Raw genomic sequence first — 17,318 nt, 5'->3', positions numbered from 1 at the left:
CGACTCATCATACAAACGGTGTGGCGATACAGCCCGCAGCAGCTGAGTCCTCGCTGCAATGGTCCGCAGAAGATAAAACTGCGTGGGTTGAAATCTGCAGCGGGCAAAAAACCTTTACGGAATTTGAACCTTTAGCCATGGTTTATGCAGGCCATCAATTCGGCCAATGGGCCGGCCAATTGGGCGATGGGCGCGGACTGCTGATTGCGCAGATTCTGGATAAGAAGGGTCAAACCATTGATCTGCATTTAAAAGGCGCAGGTTCTACCCCGTATTCCCGCATGGGGGATGGGCGTGCGGTACTGCGCTCGGTGATCCGTGAATATTTAGCTGGCCATGCCTTAAATGCACTAGGTGTTCCCTCCAGCAATGCCGCCGGTTTTACAACGTCAGAGCAAGGCGTACAGCGTGAAAAACTGGAACTGGGCGCCATGATGCTGCGCACCTCAGACTGCCATATCCGGTTAGGGCATTTTGAATGGATCAATCAATATCAGTCCGATTTGCTGCCGGAATTTACCCAAAAATGCATTGAATGGCACTACCCTGAATGCCTTGATGCCGAACAGCCAGTTTTAGCTTTCGCTACCAAAGTGATTCAGCGCACAGCCGTGATGATTGCCAAGTGGCAGCTGGTGGGCTTTGCACATGGCGTGATGAATACCGACAATCTGAATATTACAGGCTCGACATTGGATTTCGGCCCTTATGGCTTTATGGAGCGTTTCCGTCCAAATTGGATCAACAACCATTCGGACTACCAAGGGCGCTATACCTATCAGCAGCAGCCCAGCATTGGTCATTGGAATTTATGGCAATGGCTGAACAACCTCATTCCGCTCTGCCCTGCCGGTTATGACAAAGAGCAGTGGAAAGAGGACCTTGCCAAGTGTTTAGAACATTTTGAGCCGACCTTCTTAGAACATTACCAGCTTGGGTTAAGTCAAAAAATGGGCCTGCCGAGTTTTCATAAAGACAGCTTTGACTGCGCTATGGCCTTTTTACGGATTTTGCAATCTGAACAGCTGGATTACACGCAAAGCTTTATCCGCCTGCAAAATAAAGAATATGAAGCCATAAAAGATGACTGCCTAGACCGCCATCAATTTGAGTTATTTCTGGCGCAGTATGAACAGATTCGCGACCATCAGGACACGGACGGTTTAGCTGCCGAAATGGCGAAAGCCAACCCGCACTATATTTTACGCAACCACATGGCGCAAAAAGCGATTGAGCTGGCCGAACGCAATGACTTTTCTGAGGTAGAGCGTTTATTTACCCTGCTGAGCCAGCCTTACAGCAGACAGCCAGATTTAGAAAAGCCTGAAGATTTAGCGCCATTGCCAAGTGATGTGCCAGAAGTGATGGTGAGCTGTTCTTCTTAAGCAAGCGCGACAGAATCATCCACACACAGCGATCAAATTGTGGATAATTTAGATATTATCCACAATCAATCCCACTTATAGCGCATGGATTGACCCTATTAAAATAGCCAATATGAAAAAAAAGCATCTATTTATTTTAGGCGGAATATTGCTCATTTGCTTATTTACGGCCTATGCCGCCTATCAAAAATACAATAAGTATCTGCCGACATCTGCGGGGGAAGTTTTGTTTCCAGTCCCGCTCTCTGCGGCACAAATACAATCTCTTCGGAAGAACTCGCCGATTGACAGCATTCATGTGTATAAAAGTCAGCGCTATTTGGTATTGCAGCATCAAAATACAGTCGTACGCCGCTACCCCATCCGTCTCGGTTTTGCGCCTACAGGCCATAAAGTCCAAGAAGGTGATGGAAAAACCCCTGAAGGACGCTATGAGCTTGATTGGCGCAATGCTCAAAGTTCTTTTTATAAATCGCTGCACATTTCATATCCCAATGCCTTAGACCTGGACAAGGCAAAAAAGTTAAGCGTTTCGAGCGGCGGAAATATTATGATTCATGGTTCCGCCACAGCGAAGCAGGTTAAAGCATTCCCTCAATTGATGACTTATTTCCCTCAAAAAGATTGGACTTGGGGCTGTATTGCTGTGCGCAATATTGATATAGATGAAATTTGGCAATTGGTGAATAATGGTACGGTGATTGAAATTCACCCATAATAAATTGAACTCATTGCGCATCCATCTTTTGACGAAAACATTTATGACCGAATTACATACTGATGCTGCGAAAGTTGCCCTTGCCTTGCCTGAAACCACATGCAGCCAACCCTTTGGTGAAGGCTGTGATGTATATAAAGTCATGGATAAAGTCTTTATGCTGAGTTTTCATTTAAATGGCAAAGCTGCCATCAATTTAAAGGTGCTGCCAGATAATGGCGCAATGCTGAAGGATATTTATGCGTATATTCAAGCAGGCTGGCATATGAATAAGCAGCACTGGATTTCTGTGTATGAAGATGAAGATCTGGATGAAGGTTTAGTACAGGATTTGGTGCTGAATTCTTATGAGTTGGTAGTGTCAAAGTTAAATAAAGGACAACGGAAACGGATTGAGCTCCTCCGACTTCTATAGCATGATTTTTAACTATTATTTTCTAATTCAAAACTCAAAATAAAAACAGCATCTCACTGATCTAAAATCATATCAATCAAATGAGAAAACAGTCTGCATGTTTTGAACAAAAAATTTTAAAAATGGAAATTTTAATCGATCACTCTCCAATTAAAGTTAGAATCACCCCAAACTAAATGATTAGCAATTTTATTTATGCAATTCAGACACGATATCAATGAATTACGAGCCATAGCCGTATTGGCTGTTGTACTATTTCACTTTAATCCTCAATGGCTAACCGGCGGCTTCACGGGCGTCGATGTTTTCTTTGTCATTTCTGGTTTCTTGATGACCGCCATTATTTTTAATGGCATTGAAAAAAACACATTTAATCTATTTAAATTTTATACAGCGCGTGCAAACCGAATTATTCCTGTTTTGGCCACGATGACTATCATTTTAGTCATATTCGGCTGGTTCTATTTGGCACCAGTTGATTATAAAGATTTAGGACGACAAGTCGAAAAAAGCTCTTTCTTTATCTCCAATATTCTTTTTTCAAAAGGCGGTGGCTATTTTGATACTGCTGAGCATACAAAATGGTTATTACATACATGGTCTTTGTCTGTTGAATGGCAATTTTATATTGTTTTTCCACTTATCATTTTGATTCTTAAAAAATATTTAAGCCTTCATAATTTAAAACGCGTGGTGTTTGGGCTCTTTTTAGTCAGCTTTATTTATTGTATTTTTGCAACCTATAAAGACAGCAAAACTTCCTATTTTCTACTAACAAGTCGCGCATGGGAAATGCTCATAGGTGGTTTAGCATTCCTCTATCCTTGGTCATTAAAAACCAAAAAATCACAGCTCATGACTCAATGCCTAGGACTCGTTCTGATTCTAGCATCGTATATCTTTATATCTAGTGAAACACTTTGGCCGGGTTATATGGCCCTTATTCCTGTTCTTGGTGCTTATTTAATTATTGTGAGTAATCATCAGCAAAATATATTGATTAATAATCCAATTTTTAGCCACGTTGGAAAATGGTCATATTCAATTTATGTCTGGCATTGGCCCTTAGTTGTTTTGGGTTTCTATCTTGGCCTCGAAAATTGGTGGATGTACGGAATTCCGCTGTCAATTTTATGTGGCGTCTTAAGTTATCACGCTATTGAAAAGATTCATTTCCCACGCTATTCATCTTGGAAAGAAATTTATAAAGTGAAAGCAATTTATCTCGCTTTATTCCTTTTAGGCTTCGGCCATTTCCTCAAATCTAATGATGGTGTAGATTCGCGACTTCCAGAAGCAGCTAAAATCGCAAACGAAGAAATCAATAATACCAATCCTTATGATTGCGACCAACAAGAGTTACATGAATGTGTTATAGGAAACCCAACTAAAATTAAAGCCATTGTTATTGGAGATAGCCATGCTGATGCATTGACCACCTCTGTGGCAACTACTTTTAATTTGAAAGCGGAAGGTATCATTTCATTTGCAACTTCTGCCTGCCCATTTATTCCCAATCTGCAGTTTTACAAAGATAAAAGTCCTTGCCCTGAAATTAACCAGCAACGCTTAAACTTAATTGCATCCAAAAAATATGAAAATATTCCAATGGTTTTCATTGCGAGATACCCAAGCTACTTAATTGGAGAAAATGACCCTGATCACATGGATGCTAGGAGCTCTAGACCTTCTGTTTATTTTGATGATAATCCAGAAATCACTCAAAAGAATCGAATGAATTCATTTCAAAAGAATCTAACTGAAGTTTTATGTCAAACCTCTAAGACCAACCCTGTTTATATCGTGCAACCCATTCCAGAGGTTGGTTTCAATTTACCGCAAAGAATCATTAAGAATGTATTCTACAAGCGCAATGAAAAAATATTTATTTCACACGACGTGTATTTAAAAAGATCAGGAGAAATTCGCAAAATTATTCAAGAAAGTGCTAGGCAATGTCAATCCAAAGCCCTAGACCCTGCATTACTTTTATGTAAAGGGAATGAATGTATTTCTGAATATAAAGGACGCCCGATTTATCGTGATGGTAATCACTTAAGTGAATATGGAAATAAGCTTTTAATTCCAATGTTTAAAGAAGCCCTCAATCCATAAAAATTCAAAGTACGCCTAAATGGCTTTAATTTTTTAAAGTCATTTAGGTTAATTGACATACTAAAATTTTAAACCCGCCCCTTTCTAAATTTATTATTTTTATATAATTCAGTCTGATAGAATGTTTAGTATTTAAATACCGTATGCCTCATTTTTATTACCCCCAATTAGATAATAAGCCGATCATCAGGGAAATGATAATTAGCACTGTCGCAATCAGTGTTAAATAGGTATAAGACTTACTCGTCGCTTGATGATCTACTTTAAAAAAAATCTTTATAGATTTATTCCACCCCGTCATTTAGCTCCACAGATACCAAAAACATAAGAACCCTAAAGTACTTAAAATTCCTGCTAAAGTAAGCTCCTTCGATAGTCCAAAGAAACTTAAAGCAACAGAAATTACCCCTAAAGCAAAACCAAACCAAGATTTAATCCAGAGAGAATTAGGATATTTAATTGATAAATTATTCATTTTGGCGTGCATTTTAAAAGCATTATTTTTACTTTATCATTCAAGAAAATAAATGAAATTAATTTGTTCTCAAATTAACAAAACGAACACCATATATTTTAAATTAAAATTATATATCAATAACTTAAAAAATATTCAAACACTCATTCAAGCTATTTCTTGAACATTTTTCAAAATCATTCTTTAGCGGCAGTGCACAAAGACTTTCTCATTGCAAAAGGCTCATCCCTGAACCTTTATCAGCTTTAAACCTTCTTCGCTTGCATCACTTTAAACAGCACATACAGCAGCGCAATCCATACCGGCAGCATCAGCACTGAAAGCATAAAGCCCTGATTCCACATAATATATAAAATCATCAGCATAAACGCCAAGACAAAATAATTGGTGAATGGCGCAAATAAAGCCGGAAATTTGGTTTTAATCCCCTGCTGTTTCATCGCTTGTCTAAATTTAAGATGAATCAGGCTGATCAAAATCCAGTTCAGCACTGCAGCGCTCACAACAATATAAATCAAATAACTCAGCGCTTTTTCAGGCACAAAGTAATTCAATAGAACACAGCCAAAAATCAGCAATGCAGAAAACAGCACAGCAGGGACTGGAATGCCTTGTTTATTCACACGCTTAAATAAGCTTGGCGCATTGCCCTGTTCTGCCAAGCCCAGCAGCATCCGGCTATTGGCGTACATCCCGCTGTTGCAGACCGACAAGGACGCCGTCAAAATAATAAAATTCAGTAAATGCGCGGCCCATTCAATCCCCATCTGCTTAAAAATCAGCACAAAAGGACTCTTGTCCAGCCCGCCTAAATCTAATTGATTCCACGGCACCAAAGACAGCAGAACAGCTAAAGAGCAGATATAGAATAGAAATACCCGGATGACTGTCTGATTTACTGCTTTAGGAATATTCTTTTCAGGATTTTCTGTTTCAGCAGCCGCCATACTTATCAGCTCAATGCCGCCAAAAGCAAACATCATAAAAGCCAGCATGTAAAACAGGCCTTCAAAGCCATGCGGGAAAAATCCGCCATGCGCCCATAAATTGCTGATTGAAACTGTTGATCCGGCATCGGCGGTAAACAGCAAATACACGCCAAAAAGAATCATCGCAATAATTGCAATCACCTTAATCATCGACAGCCAAAATTCAGATTCGCCATAAATTTTGACATTGGCGAGATTCGCCAGCGTAACAACAACAAAGAAGACTAAAACGGAAACCCATGCTGGAATATGCGGCCACCAGTAATTGACATATTTGCCAATGGCAGTCAGTTCAGTCATGGCCACTAAAATATATAAAATCCAGTAATTCCAGCCCGTTAAAAAACCTGAAAATTTACTCCAGTATTTAAAGGCAAAATAACTGAATGAGCCTGTTACCGGTTCATGCACAATCATTTCACCCAGCTGGCGCATAATCATGAAGGCAATCAACCCGCCAATAAAGTAGCCTAAAATAATTGAAGGCCCTGCGGATTGAATAATATGTGCTGAACCCAGGAATAGTCCCGTGCCAATTGCACCGCCCATGGCAATTAATTGAATATGGCGGTTCTTCAAACGGCGCTGAAGTTTAGGCGTTTCGCTGTTCAAAACACACTCTCAACAACAATAAAAAGTGAATTGTAAATACTAAGCGCCTTGCAGCCTAGCCCGCCAATCTTCATAAAGGTCGGTTTCACACTCAAAAATTCAAGAATATTTATTTAAATTAATGACTTAAAAATTTCCAACTAAACAATTTCTTCATCAATTAAATGATTTTTGAGCAAATAAAATGCAAATCCTATTCCGCAGCATTAAAGGCATCGTGATATGTGACCTCGCCTTGCGGAAAAGTCCCAGTAAAAGAAACAGCTTGAAAATATTCCTGCGGCACACCGGGTAAAACCAAACCGGAAACAGGTTTAAAACCGAAACGCGCATAATAATTCGGATCGCCCAGCAGCACACAGCCTTCTGCACCTAAAGCTTTCAATCGCTGTAAAGCGGCGTGCATCAGCATGGAGCCAATGCCTAAGCCCTGCTTATCCGGACACACAGAAATAGGCCCTAAACCGTACCAGCCTGCATCACCCGAAGAAATACGGACAGGAGAGACCGCCACATGCCCCACAATCTGCTGCTGATCTTCAGCGACCAAAGACAGGCTTAACTGCTGAGCCTTGCGCAGCTGATTCACAATAAACTGTTCTGTATGGCTGGAATGCGCCGCATTCAAAAAAGCTGCTTGGGTCAATGCTTCAATGGCGGAAATATCTGCTTCCGTCTCATCTCTGATGGTTATATTCATTGCTTTTCTCTACTCAAATGCTGAATCGTTTTTTTGATTTTAAAATAAAATGAGCGGAGAAGCTCCCGCCTGTCCGCTCATTTTAATCGCTTCAATCCAATCAGTCTTCAGGATATTCAAAACGGTAGCCGACCCCATACACGGCCTGAATCCATTCATGGCGGTTGCCTGTTTCCGCAGCATCTGAAATTTTACGGCGCAAATTTTTAATGTGGCTGTCAATCACACGGTCGGCAACTTCAAAACTGTCTGGGTTAATATGATCCAGCAGCTGTGCACGCGAATACACCTGTCCGACATGTTCTAAAAACAGCTCCAGCAAACGGAATTCTGTCGGGGTTAAATTCAGCGACTTCTGCTGATACCAAATGCGCTGCTGGCCTTTATCCATACGGAATAAATCATTGCTTTCAGGTTCAGCCTTGCGCTCTAAACGGCGTAAAACAGCCTGCACACGGGCAACCAGTTCTTTCGGGCTAAAAGGTTTGCAGACATAATCATCTGCCCCCATATTCAAGCCCAATACACGGTCAATCTCTTCAGTGCGCGCAGTGACCATAATAATCGGCAGATCAGACTGTTCACGCACTTTGCGGCAAATGGTCAGGCCATCCATGCGCGGCACCATCAGATCTAAAATCATCAGGCTCGGCTTACGCTGGCTGAAGCTGTCATACGCTTCTTGCCCATCATGAAACATGCTGACTTCAAAACCAGCCGCTTCTAAATAATCACGCACCAGTTGTGCAAGTTCTACTTCATCTTCAACCAGCATGATGTGTTTCATGGAGATATCCTTATTATTTCATCTGTTTTGGAAAAGTCAGCTTGCAGCGCAAACCGCCCAATGGTGAATGCTCAAAACTCAATTCACCGCCCATGGCTTTAGCCATTTTGACTGACAGCGCCAAGCCTAAACCTGTACCGCCTGTCGCACGGGTCCGTGAATCATCTGCGCGGTAAAAGCGTTCGCCTAAACGCGCCAGCTGTTCATCACTCAGCCCCAGCGGGCTGTCATCCACATAAACGCTCCATTGCGCAGCGTCCTGTACGGTATGCAGATGAACTTTTCCGCCTGTCTCAGTATAACGGATACTGTTGCCCAGCAAGTTCACCATAATTTGCTTAAAGCGGTCTATATCCAATTGTAATACAGCGCCCTCGCCTTCAGCATTCACCGTTAAACCCGCTTGATCAAATTTTGGCTTAAAGTTTTCGACTTCCTGCAGCACCACATCCCAAGGATTCATTTCAGTCATGTAGCACTGCAGCTGCTGCGCTTCGGCCTGCGCCAAATCCGCCAAATCTTTGGTGAGTTTTTTCAAGCTGTTCACCTGCCCCAGCATCGACGCAAAATGTTCAGGGGTCGGCTTTCTGATACCGTCCTGCATGGCTTCAATCTGCGCCTGCAGCACCGCCAGCGGTGTTTTCAGTTCATGCGATGTGTCCGCCACCCATTGCCGGCGCGAGGTTTCATGCTGATCCAGAATGACCGCCAGCTGATTCAGCTCATTCGACAAGTCGCCCAATTCATCATTGCGGTTGACCTTAACCTGATGCTGATAATTGCCTTTCGTCAGCTCGCGCGTGCCATTCAGCAAACGCTGAATAGGCTTTTTAAAATAGGTCGCCAGCAGCAAAGAGGCCAGCAAGCTGGCTGCAAAAGTCAAACCATAGACCAGCAGCAAGTAGCGCTTTTGATTGCTGAAAAAATTAATGCTCAAGGCATCATCCTGATCCAGCACGGGTTTAAGCCCCAAATAGCCGACCACTTGATTATTCACCATAATCGCGCGGTAGGACACCTGATCATCAGAGGGCTCACCCACCACAAAATGGTGTTTTGCATCGTACAGCGACAGCCGCGAACTTAAGCCCAAACGGTCCGGCATTTGAATAAACTGCTTTTTGCCGCTTTGCGCTGAATTGACTGGCGCATGTTCCTTTTTGGCATCTTTGTCATTTGATCTGCGGAAGGCATTCTGATTTTCACTTAAAGGAAATTTCAAGCCGTCAAAAGGCTGGAATTGAGAAGGCAAATTCAGTTCCAGAAGTTTCAGTTCGTCCTGATCCACAGCATGCTTTTCACCTTGCGACTCAATATTCCGTACAGTCAGCAAGGGATTGGTATTTTCCTGAAAATAGCGCTGCTGCAAGGCAATATCATACTGACGGCGCAGCCACCAGCGTGACAGGCGGTCATAATCATCAGGGCCCGCCTTGCCTTCAATCTGCAAAATCTGCGCCTGAATAGAATTGCCCCAGTCGTGATAGACCTCATACACTTCTGCTAAGTTGGCAATCAAATGATCCAGCTTCTGCATTTCAACATCTGAAACATACCTGGTAAAATTACGCTGCATATTCCAATGCAAAACACCCAGGCTCACCGTGGTGATGACCAGTGTTGTCAGCAATACAGTCAGGAATAAGCGCAAAGCGATCGGGATACGGCGGATTTTCAAGAGCAGGACTCTATTTTTCTTCTATATTCATTATTGTAGCGAACACTGACTCAAAAAACTCTCCATTGTTTCTTCATCTTTATTATTTAATCTTATCCGTATCAAATAGAATTTATCAGCCGCCGGATATTATTATGAATAACATGACAAAAATTGCTTTAGCCGCTGCAGGTGTTTTATCTATGGGCGCCTTGACCGCGTGTCAATCAGCAAACACACCAAAAGATATCGACCATCCGCAAAAAATGCACGGTCAAAAGCATGACCGCAACATCTCTCCTGAACAGCGTGAAGAAATGAAGCAAATGCGCGCTGAGCGTCAGGAAGTGATGAAGCAAATTCAGCAAGCCTGTGATGGCAAAGCTGCAGGCGCAGCTGTTCAGGTCAAAGCCGGCGACAAAACAATTGACGGCACATGCACCATGGTATTCCGCGCAGATAAGCAAGCCCGCGGCGAACATAAGCCAATGCGCGGTGAACACCGCCCTATGCGCGGCGACATGCAAGGCCCAATGCACATGCAGCGCGGCGAGCCGTTAACCGATGCGAAGCGTGCAGAACTGACTAAGCAATTTGACCAGCATTTGGCAGAACGCCAAGCGAAACAGCAAGCCATTGCTAAAGCTTGCCAAGGCAAAGCCAATGGCGCAGCGGTGCAAATTAAAGCCGGCGCGCAAACTGTCAATGGCAAATGTGAAGTCCGCTTCCAGCCGAACATGCCTGTACAGCCCGCAGCTCCTGCGCCGGTAAAAGCCGCTTAATCGCAACAGTTCACGATCAGACAAAAGGCGCTTCATGCGCCTTTTTTACTGGATATAACTTTTTACGTTTTTGACTATTTGTGTCATTCAAAATCATACAAAATCGTTTACACTCAATGCACTTAGCATTTTCAAGCTATAATTCTTTGACTTTACAGTCACTAAGAAAACCCTTAGAAAAGCTTGTACCTTATTAGAAGATGTTGCACGATTAGACCATTCATATACGTGCCTGCAAGACACGTTCAAATGTTTATTAGGATTATAAGCTGGTTAAACCAGTATTGAGGAAACCGATATGCCACAATACAAAGCGCCCTTACGTGATATGCAATTTGTTTTGCATGAATTATTAAATGTTGAAGAACACTACGCAAAATTACCTGCATTCCAAGAAACCGTAAGCCGTGAATTGGTTGACCAATATTTAGAAGCTGCTGCAGATTTCTGTGAAAATGAGCTTTCTCCTTTAAACCAAGTCGGCGACCGCGAAGGCTGTACTTGGAATGACGGCGTTGTGACTACACCAACGGGCTTTAAAGAAGCGTATCAAAAATATATCGAACTTGGCTTCCCGTCTCTTTCTGCTGAAGAGCAGTACGGCGGTCAAGGCTTGCCTGTATCTCTAGGCAACATTATCTCTGAAATGGTCGGCACTTCAAACTGGGCATGGGGCATGTACCCTGGCCTGTCGCACGGCGCTGTACGTACTTTAGAGCATCATGGCTCTCAAGAGCAAAAAGATGCTTACCTGCCGAAACTGGTTTCGGGCGAATGGACCGGCACCATGTGCTTAACAGAATCTCACGCAGGTTCTGACCTAGGCATTATCCGCTCTAAAGCTGAACCTCAAGCAGACGGCAGCTATGCCATTTCAGGCGAGAAAATCTTTATTTCGGCTGGCGAGCACGATATGGCTGAGAATATCATCCATATTGTTCTAGCGCGCCTGCCAGGTGCACCAAAAGGCACCAAAGGCATTTCACTGTTCATTGTGCCTAAATTCAATTTGAATGCAGATGGTTCTGTTGGCGAGCGCAATGCGGTTCGCTGCGGTTCAATCGAACACAAAATGGGGATTCACGGCAACGCAACTTGCGTGATTAACTTTGACAATGCAAAAGGCTATTTGATCGGCCCTGAAAACCGCGGCCTGAACTGCATGTTCACCTTCATGAACACAGCGCGTATCGGTACGGCAATTCAAGGCCTTTCAGCTTCTGAAGGCGCATTCCAAGGCGCTTTGGCTTATGCGAAAGACCGTTTGGCCATGCGTTCCCTTTCTGGCCCGAAAGCGCCTGAAAAAGATGCTGACCCGATCATCGTGCACCCAGCTGTACGCAACATGCTGCTGACGCAAAAAGCATATGCAGAAGGCGGCCGTGCTCTAGTTTACTTGCTGTCTTTGCATGCTGACGTGGTTGAGCAAGGCGCAACGGAAGAAGAGCGCAAGTTCTCTGACAACATCTTGTCTTTATTGACACCAATTGCAAAAGCATTCTTAACTGAAACCGGTTCAGAGTCTGCAAAACACGGCGTTCAAGTGTTCGGCGGCCACGGCTTCATTTCAGAGCACGGCATGGAGCAAATTGTCCGTGATACCCGTATCTCATGCTTGTACGAAGGCACTACTGAAATTCAAGCCATTGACTTGCTGGGCCGTAAAGTTCTGGGTACTCAAGGCGCAATGCTGAAAGATTTCACCAAGATCATCCACAAACTTTGCGATGCCAACAAAGACAATGCGGCTATGAAAGAGTTTGTTGAACCTTTGGCTGCGCTGAACAAAGAATGGGGCGACTTAACCATGCAGATTGGCATGAAAGCCATGCAGAACCCTGAAGAAGTCGGCGCCGCTGCGGTAGATTACCTGTACTTCTCTGGCTATGTAACGCTTGCGTACCTTTGGGCGCGCATGGCGCTTGTTGCACAAGAAACATTGGCTGCCGGTACAACTGACGTTGATTTCTACAACGCAAAAATCACCACTGCCCGTTTCTACTTCAAGAAAATTTTACCGCGTGTCCGTTCACACGTCGACGTGATTGCAGGCGGTGTAGAGCCTTTAATGGCTTTAGATGCTGAACATTTCGCATTCTAATCCGAATATCTGAAAAGATATTCAAAATTCTGCACTCAAGAGTGCAGAAATAGAGAAAGGACGGTCATAGCTTTGGCAGTCCTTTTTCTTTATAAAGATATCAAAATTTAAACTTTCGCCCTCTTACCGCATGAGCCTTCATGCATCAGACGGTACTGAACCAAACAATAAACAGGTGACACTATGCCAATTTATAACGCGCCTCTTGCAGACATGAAATTCATCTTGAATGATGTTTTTAATGCAGAAAAATTCTGGCAGGACAATGAAAACTTAGCGCATGTAGACGCAGCAACGGCTGAAGCCATTCTGGAAGAAATGGCGAAGTTCGCTCAAAACGTGACGCATCCCTTAAACCGTACCGGCGATGAAGAAGGCGCGACATACAGCAATGGCAAAGTAACCACACCTGCTGGCTTTAAAGAAGCTTTTAAGCAATATGCAGAAGGCGGCTGGATCGGTTTAGCGGCAGATGAAGAATGGGGCGGTCAAGGCATGCCGAAAATGCTGACTGTGCTTGCAGATGAAATGCTGTTCGCAACCAATCCATCCTTCATGCTCTACCCGCTTCTTTCTGTCGGTGCCGGCATGGCGCTGAACAGCTATGCATCACAAGAGCAAAAAGAAACTTACCTGCCAAAAATGTATACAGGCGAATGGTCAGGCACCATGTGCTTGACTGAACCGCATGCGGGCACAGACTTAGGCATCATCAAAACCAAAGCAGAACGCAATGAAGACGGCACCTACAACATTACCGGCACTAAAATCTTCATTACTGGCGGCGACCATGATCTTTCTGAAAACATCATTCACCTTGTTTTAGCGAAAACGCCGGATGCGCCTGCCGGTTCACGCGGCATTTCATTGTTTATTGTGCCTAAATTCCTAGTGAATGAAGATGGCTCTTTGGGCGGACGCAACGCGGCAGGACCGGGTTCAATTGAACATAAGATGGGCATCAAAGCATCCGCAACTTGCGTGATGAACTTTGACGGTGCCAAAGGCTACCTCGTCGGCAAAGAAAATGAAGGCTTAGCCGCTATGTTCGTAATGATGAACTACGAACGCCTATCTATGGGGATTCAAGGTTTAGGCGCTTCTGAATTCGCTTATCAAAATGCAGCGCAATATGCGACAGACCGCCTGCAAGGCCGCAGCGCGTCAGGCGTGCAGTCTCCAAGCAAACCGGCTGACAGTATTCTAGCCCACGGCGATGTACGCCGCATGCTGCTGAATGCCCGTGCAAACAATGAAGCATCCCGCGCATTTGCCGTATACGTAGGTCAACAGCTGGACATCACCAAGTTCTCGACTGACCCAGAAGCGGTAAAAGCTGCCAACAACCGTGTGGCACTGTTAACACCGATTGCTAAAGCTTATTTAACAGATACCGCTTTTGATGCTGTGATTGATGCGCAAATGGTATTTGGCGGCCACGGCTTTATCCGCGAATGGGGCATGGAGCAATGCGTCCGTGACTTGCGTATTGCGCAAATTTACGAAGGCACCAACGGCGTTCAGTCACAGGATTTAATTGGCCGTAAGACCATTAAATGCAATGGTGAATTCATTGCCGAGTACATTCAGGAAATCCGCGACTTCACCAATGGTTTAGATGCGGACCTGAATTTCATTAAAGATGCGACTTTAGATGCCGCAGCCGAAATTGAATCTGTGACTCAATACGTATTGGAAGCAGCGCGTGAAAACGTAGAATTCTCTAACTCTGCAGCGGTAGACTATCTGCATGCTGTGGGCTTACTGAGCTTCTCGTATATGTTTGCCCGCATTGCCAATGCAGCAAAAGCAAAAGACGGCGAGTTCTATCAAAACAAACTCTCACTTGCCTTGTACTTCGTTCAGCGCATTTTGCCAGAACTGGCGCTGCGCATTAGCAAAGTAAAAGCCGGCCCAGAAGTGATCATGAACTTCTCTGAAGATTACTTCACCAATCAGGCTTAAGCCCGATGAGTTAAGTCTGAATAAAAACGCCTGCTAGTCAGGCGTTTTTTTATGCGCTTCATCTTTAGCAGGCTGAAATTTCAAGACGGATGCAGCCATGTCTGGGCAGCTGTCAATCAAACCCTGTGCAATGTTTTGCGCATCAGCCTCTGATCTGTTTTGACTGACTTTAAACTTGCCGATCATCGATTCAATCTCGATTTCAATCGCCGCTATTTTCCCTAATTGCGCTTCAATAAAATCATTCGGCGCATCGCCCATTTTCCAAGGCACGACCTGAGCGGCTTCATGAGTTCGGGTTAACCGCGCCAGAATACCGCGCAGATATTTTTCATCATCGACTTTACGGATCTTGCCTTTGACATGCACCACACGGTAATTCCACGTCGGCACAACGCGGTGATGCAGCTGTTTGCCTTCATACCAGTTTGGAGAAATGTAGGCTTGATCTGCCTGAAAAACTGCATATACGCTGCGCGCTTCCGACAGCAGCCCAGCCAAAGGATTCGCTTGAGCAATATGACCTTTGAGCAAGCCATACGAGGTGTCTTCCTGCTCATACTCCAGAGGGATATGGTTCACCTCCAGCTCACCGTCATTGCCCGTGACAATCAGCATAGCCAAAGGATACTGCTCGATCAGCGCTGTCAGGTCAGCGGTTTCTTCCGGTTTGAAGTGTTCAGGTAAATACATGAGAAAACCGCCGCTGTTAATAAAATTGATCAAAAACAACTTAACATTATTTTATGAGGTTTTTATACCCGACATGAATTGTCATCCAGCCTTCATGTGCATGAAATTTGCTTAGTATTTAATGACTAAAGAAAAGATCAATATGAATAGGAGGATGCTATGACCAACCGCGACCCGAAAATTGAAAAAATTGAAACCCTCCTCGACCGTTTTGGCAATTTAGCCGTAGAAAGTTTTCACTATATTGCGCTGTTTATTATCGGCTGTATGGTCATTTGGTCTGCAGGACATACTGTTTTTGAAATTTTAACGGTCAAGCAGTTCGCGACCATTGACGATATCTTACTGCTGTTTATTTATTTAGAGCTCGGCGCGATGGTGGGCATTTATTTTAAAACCAACCATATGCCAGTGCGGTTCCTGATTTATATTGCCATTACTGCCCTGACCCGCCTGCTGATTTCAGACATTCAGCACGATCATCAAGCCGATATGGACCTTGTGATTATTACAGGCTCTATTCTTATTTTAGGCTTCGCCATTTTAGTGGTGCGCTACGCGTCATGGACGTTTCCATCCGTCATCCGTGACAAGCATTCAGAAAAACCGCTGCCTGAAGGCAAGACTCCGCGTCCTCAGGATGATGAGCTGGCTTAAATACACAGCAATCTCCCCCCACTCCTGAGCAAACTTTAAAGCACTGCTTTTAAAGTGAGGGGCAGGGAGAGGACAGAAACTGTAACCTAACGGTTCGGCACTAAAACATAGCGCCCATTTTCGAAAATCCAGTACATGCCGGTAGGCGGTGCAGGCAACCCGACACGGCGCCAATCCGTTATCACAGACTGCGTCGAACTCTCAATATGCGCTACATTCGGATCTCCATTCACCCAGCTGTAGCTCTGCGAGTTCTGAATAATAGTCGTCGGCGCCTGATAGGTAATGCTCACGCCGCTATTGATATGCGGCGGATATGGCCTGTTTGGATAAGGCGGCCTGCTTGGATACGGGCGGTTTGGATAATTAGGGCGGTAATTCGGATAGCCATTTTGCCCAGATGGCGGGCGGTGCTGTTTTGATGTATCCACGCCGCGGTAATTGCCCCATTGATTTTCCGCGAATGCTGAAACGGACGCGCCTAAGAGAACTAAGCAACCAGCAGCATATGCAATGACTGTTTTCATGCAGAACTCCAAACACAATATTTATAGTCTATTTTATCCCTCAGTTTAAGATAAAAAATGGATAAAAATCCAGCGAATGCAAAGTTTTGTAAAGTCCCGAAATGCACTGTTCGCCTGTACAGACAAAAAAGAGATGATTACGAACAATCATCTCTTCATGCACAGCCAGATGGATTAGCAATAAGCGGTTAACGGCCCCATAAAATTGCAGAAATAATGCCTGTAGCGACGGCAGCAAGTACATAGTTGCCATCAATATCTAACCAGCGATAGCCGCGAGGCGGTTCATATAAACCTGCGCGGTTATGCCAATTGTCAACGTAATACGTTTCATGGAAATAATTATTCGGCACTTTTCCACCGCGCTGCCACTCATCGTTATGGGAGTTGCGAGAATATTCACCGCCATTGCGCGATTGATCGCCACGCGGACCATTGTCCCGCGATTCATAACCTCTAGAACCATCATTCATGGGGCCATTACGCATATCTCGATCTGCATTTGAATGCGGAGCATTGTTTTGCTGCTGATGCATTTGCTGCGGCTGCGTATGGTCATTCCCGCCCCGATTGCCGCCAAAGCCGCGGTCATCCGCCATTGCCGACATTGAAGAACCAATCAATGCGAGGCTCAATACACTTACCATTACTGTTTTTTTTTCATCTTTTCTGTCCTAACTTGTTATAGATTCAGATTAATCCTCGAAGCGGCAGAAATAATGGAGCAACACACCGGTATT

General features: G+C 44.2%; 15 protein-coding genes. 8 read left to right on the top strand and 7 right to left on the bottom strand.

Features of this window, described 5'->3' with window-relative positions; genetic code table 11:
* The 4 genes from AZH43_RS13685 to AZH43_RS13670 form a co-directional block, all read left to right on the top strand.
* On the top strand, nucleotides 1-1,385 hold a 1,385-nt coding region (locus AZH43_RS13685; protein WP_206598958.1), incomplete at its 5' end, for a protein adenylyltransferase SelO.
* A gap of 112 nt (nucleotides 1,386-1,497) precedes the next feature.
* Nucleotides 1,498-2,103: a L,D-transpeptidase family protein gene (locus AZH43_RS13680; RefSeq protein WP_067670614.1), complete on the top strand. Its 606-nt coding sequence runs from the start codon at nucleotides 1,498-1,500 to the stop codon at nucleotides 2,101-2,103.
* 43 nt (nucleotides 2,104-2,146) lie between these two features.
* The gene (locus tag AZH43_RS13675) at nucleotides 2,147-2,518 is read left to right on the top strand and encodes an MmcQ/YjbR family DNA-binding protein (RefSeq protein WP_067670612.1); all 372 of its coding nucleotides are present in this window, start codon (nucleotides 2,147-2,149) and stop codon (nucleotides 2,516-2,518) included.
* Nucleotides 2,519-2,713: 195 nt separating this feature from the next.
* Nucleotides 2,714-4,633 (top strand): acyltransferase family protein, encoded by a 1,920-nt coding sequence (locus tag AZH43_RS13670; RefSeq protein WP_067670610.1) that lies wholly within the window; start codon nucleotides 2,714-2,716, stop codon nucleotides 4,631-4,633.
* Between the two features lie 720 nt (nucleotides 4,634-5,353).
* Here the strand turns inward: AZH43_RS13670 and AZH43_RS13665 are convergent.
* The 4 genes from AZH43_RS13665 to baeS all read right to left on the bottom strand — a co-directional run bounded on the left by AZH43_RS13665 (nucleotide 5,354) and on the right by baeS (nucleotide 9,874).
* Nucleotides 5,354-6,709, bottom strand: a complete 1,356-nt coding sequence (locus AZH43_RS13665; RefSeq protein WP_067670608.1) for an amino acid permease — start codon at nucleotides 6,707-6,709, stop codon at nucleotides 5,354-5,356.
* 193 nt (nucleotides 6,710-6,902) lie between these two features.
* The gene (locus tag AZH43_RS13660; protein ID WP_067670607.1) at nucleotides 6,903-7,409 is read right to left on the bottom strand and encodes a GNAT family N-acetyltransferase; all 507 of its coding nucleotides are present in this window, start codon (nucleotides 7,407-7,409) and stop codon (nucleotides 6,903-6,905) included.
* 100 nt (nucleotides 7,410-7,509) lie between these two features.
* Complete coding sequence (locus AZH43_RS13655; RefSeq protein WP_067670605.1) at nucleotides 7,510-8,196, bottom strand: response regulator; 687 nt, start codon at nucleotides 8,194-8,196, stop codon at nucleotides 7,510-7,512.
* A gap of 13 nt (nucleotides 8,197-8,209) precedes the next feature.
* Nucleotides 8,210-9,874, bottom strand: a complete 1,665-nt coding sequence (baeS, locus tag AZH43_RS13650) for a sensor histidine kinase efflux regulator BaeS (RefSeq protein ID WP_067670603.1) — start codon at nucleotides 9,872-9,874, stop codon at nucleotides 8,210-8,212.
* Between the two features lie 134 nt (nucleotides 9,875-10,008).
* Between baeS and AZH43_RS13645 the strand changes: the two genes are divergently transcribed.
* The 3 genes from AZH43_RS13645 to AZH43_RS13635 all read left to right on the top strand — a co-directional run bounded on the left by AZH43_RS13645 (nucleotide 10,009) and on the right by AZH43_RS13635 (nucleotide 14,701).
* The gene (locus AZH43_RS13645) at nucleotides 10,009-10,635 is read left to right on the top strand and encodes a hypothetical protein (protein WP_067670601.1); all 627 of its coding nucleotides are present in this window, start codon (nucleotides 10,009-10,011) and stop codon (nucleotides 10,633-10,635) included.
* Between the two features lie 298 nt (nucleotides 10,636-10,933).
* Complete coding sequence (locus AZH43_RS13640) at nucleotides 10,934-12,736, top strand: acyl-CoA dehydrogenase C-terminal domain-containing protein (RefSeq protein ID WP_067670600.1); 1,803 nt, start codon at nucleotides 10,934-10,936, stop codon at nucleotides 12,734-12,736.
* A gap of 183 nt (nucleotides 12,737-12,919) precedes the next feature.
* The gene (locus AZH43_RS13635) at nucleotides 12,920-14,701 is read left to right on the top strand and encodes an acyl-CoA dehydrogenase C-terminal domain-containing protein (protein WP_067670598.1); all 1,782 of its coding nucleotides are present in this window, start codon (nucleotides 12,920-12,922) and stop codon (nucleotides 14,699-14,701) included.
* Between the two features lie 33 nt (nucleotides 14,702-14,734).
* Here the strand turns inward: AZH43_RS13635 and AZH43_RS13630 are convergent, their stop codons facing one another.
* Nucleotides 14,735-15,394: an FMN-binding negative transcriptional regulator gene (locus tag AZH43_RS13630; protein WP_067670620.1), complete on the bottom strand. Its 660-nt coding sequence runs from the start codon at nucleotides 15,392-15,394 to the stop codon at nucleotides 14,735-14,737.
* 159 nt (nucleotides 15,395-15,553) lie between these two features.
* On the opposite strand from AZH43_RS13630, the gene AZH43_RS13625 reads away from it, so the two are divergent.
* Nucleotides 15,554-16,051: a phosphate-starvation-inducible protein PsiE gene (locus AZH43_RS13625; protein ID WP_067670596.1), complete on the top strand. Its 498-nt coding sequence runs from the start codon at nucleotides 15,554-15,556 to the stop codon at nucleotides 16,049-16,051.
* Nucleotides 16,052-16,137: 86 nt separating this feature from the next.
* Here the strand turns inward: AZH43_RS13625 and AZH43_RS13620 are convergent, their stop codons facing one another.
* Together AZH43_RS13620 and AZH43_RS13615 are read right to left on the bottom strand one after the other, a co-directional pair.
* Nucleotides 16,138-16,578, bottom strand: coding sequence for an RcnB family protein (locus AZH43_RS13620; RefSeq protein ID WP_067670594.1), 441 nt, complete (start codon nucleotides 16,576-16,578; stop codon nucleotides 16,138-16,140).
* 188 nt (nucleotides 16,579-16,766) lie between these two features.
* Entirely contained in the window at nucleotides 16,767-17,213 is a 447-nt protein-coding gene (locus AZH43_RS13615; RefSeq protein ID WP_161485915.1) for an RcnB family protein, read from the bottom strand.
* Nucleotides 17,214-17,318: the final 105 nt, after the last annotated feature.

Source organism: Acinetobacter pragensis (assembly GCF_001605895.1).
GTDB lineage: Bacteria > Pseudomonadota > Gammaproteobacteria > Pseudomonadales > Moraxellaceae > Acinetobacter > Acinetobacter pragensis.
The sequence above is the reverse complement of the archived record's forward strand: the minus strand, read 5'-3'. Positions and strand labels throughout refer to the sequence as shown.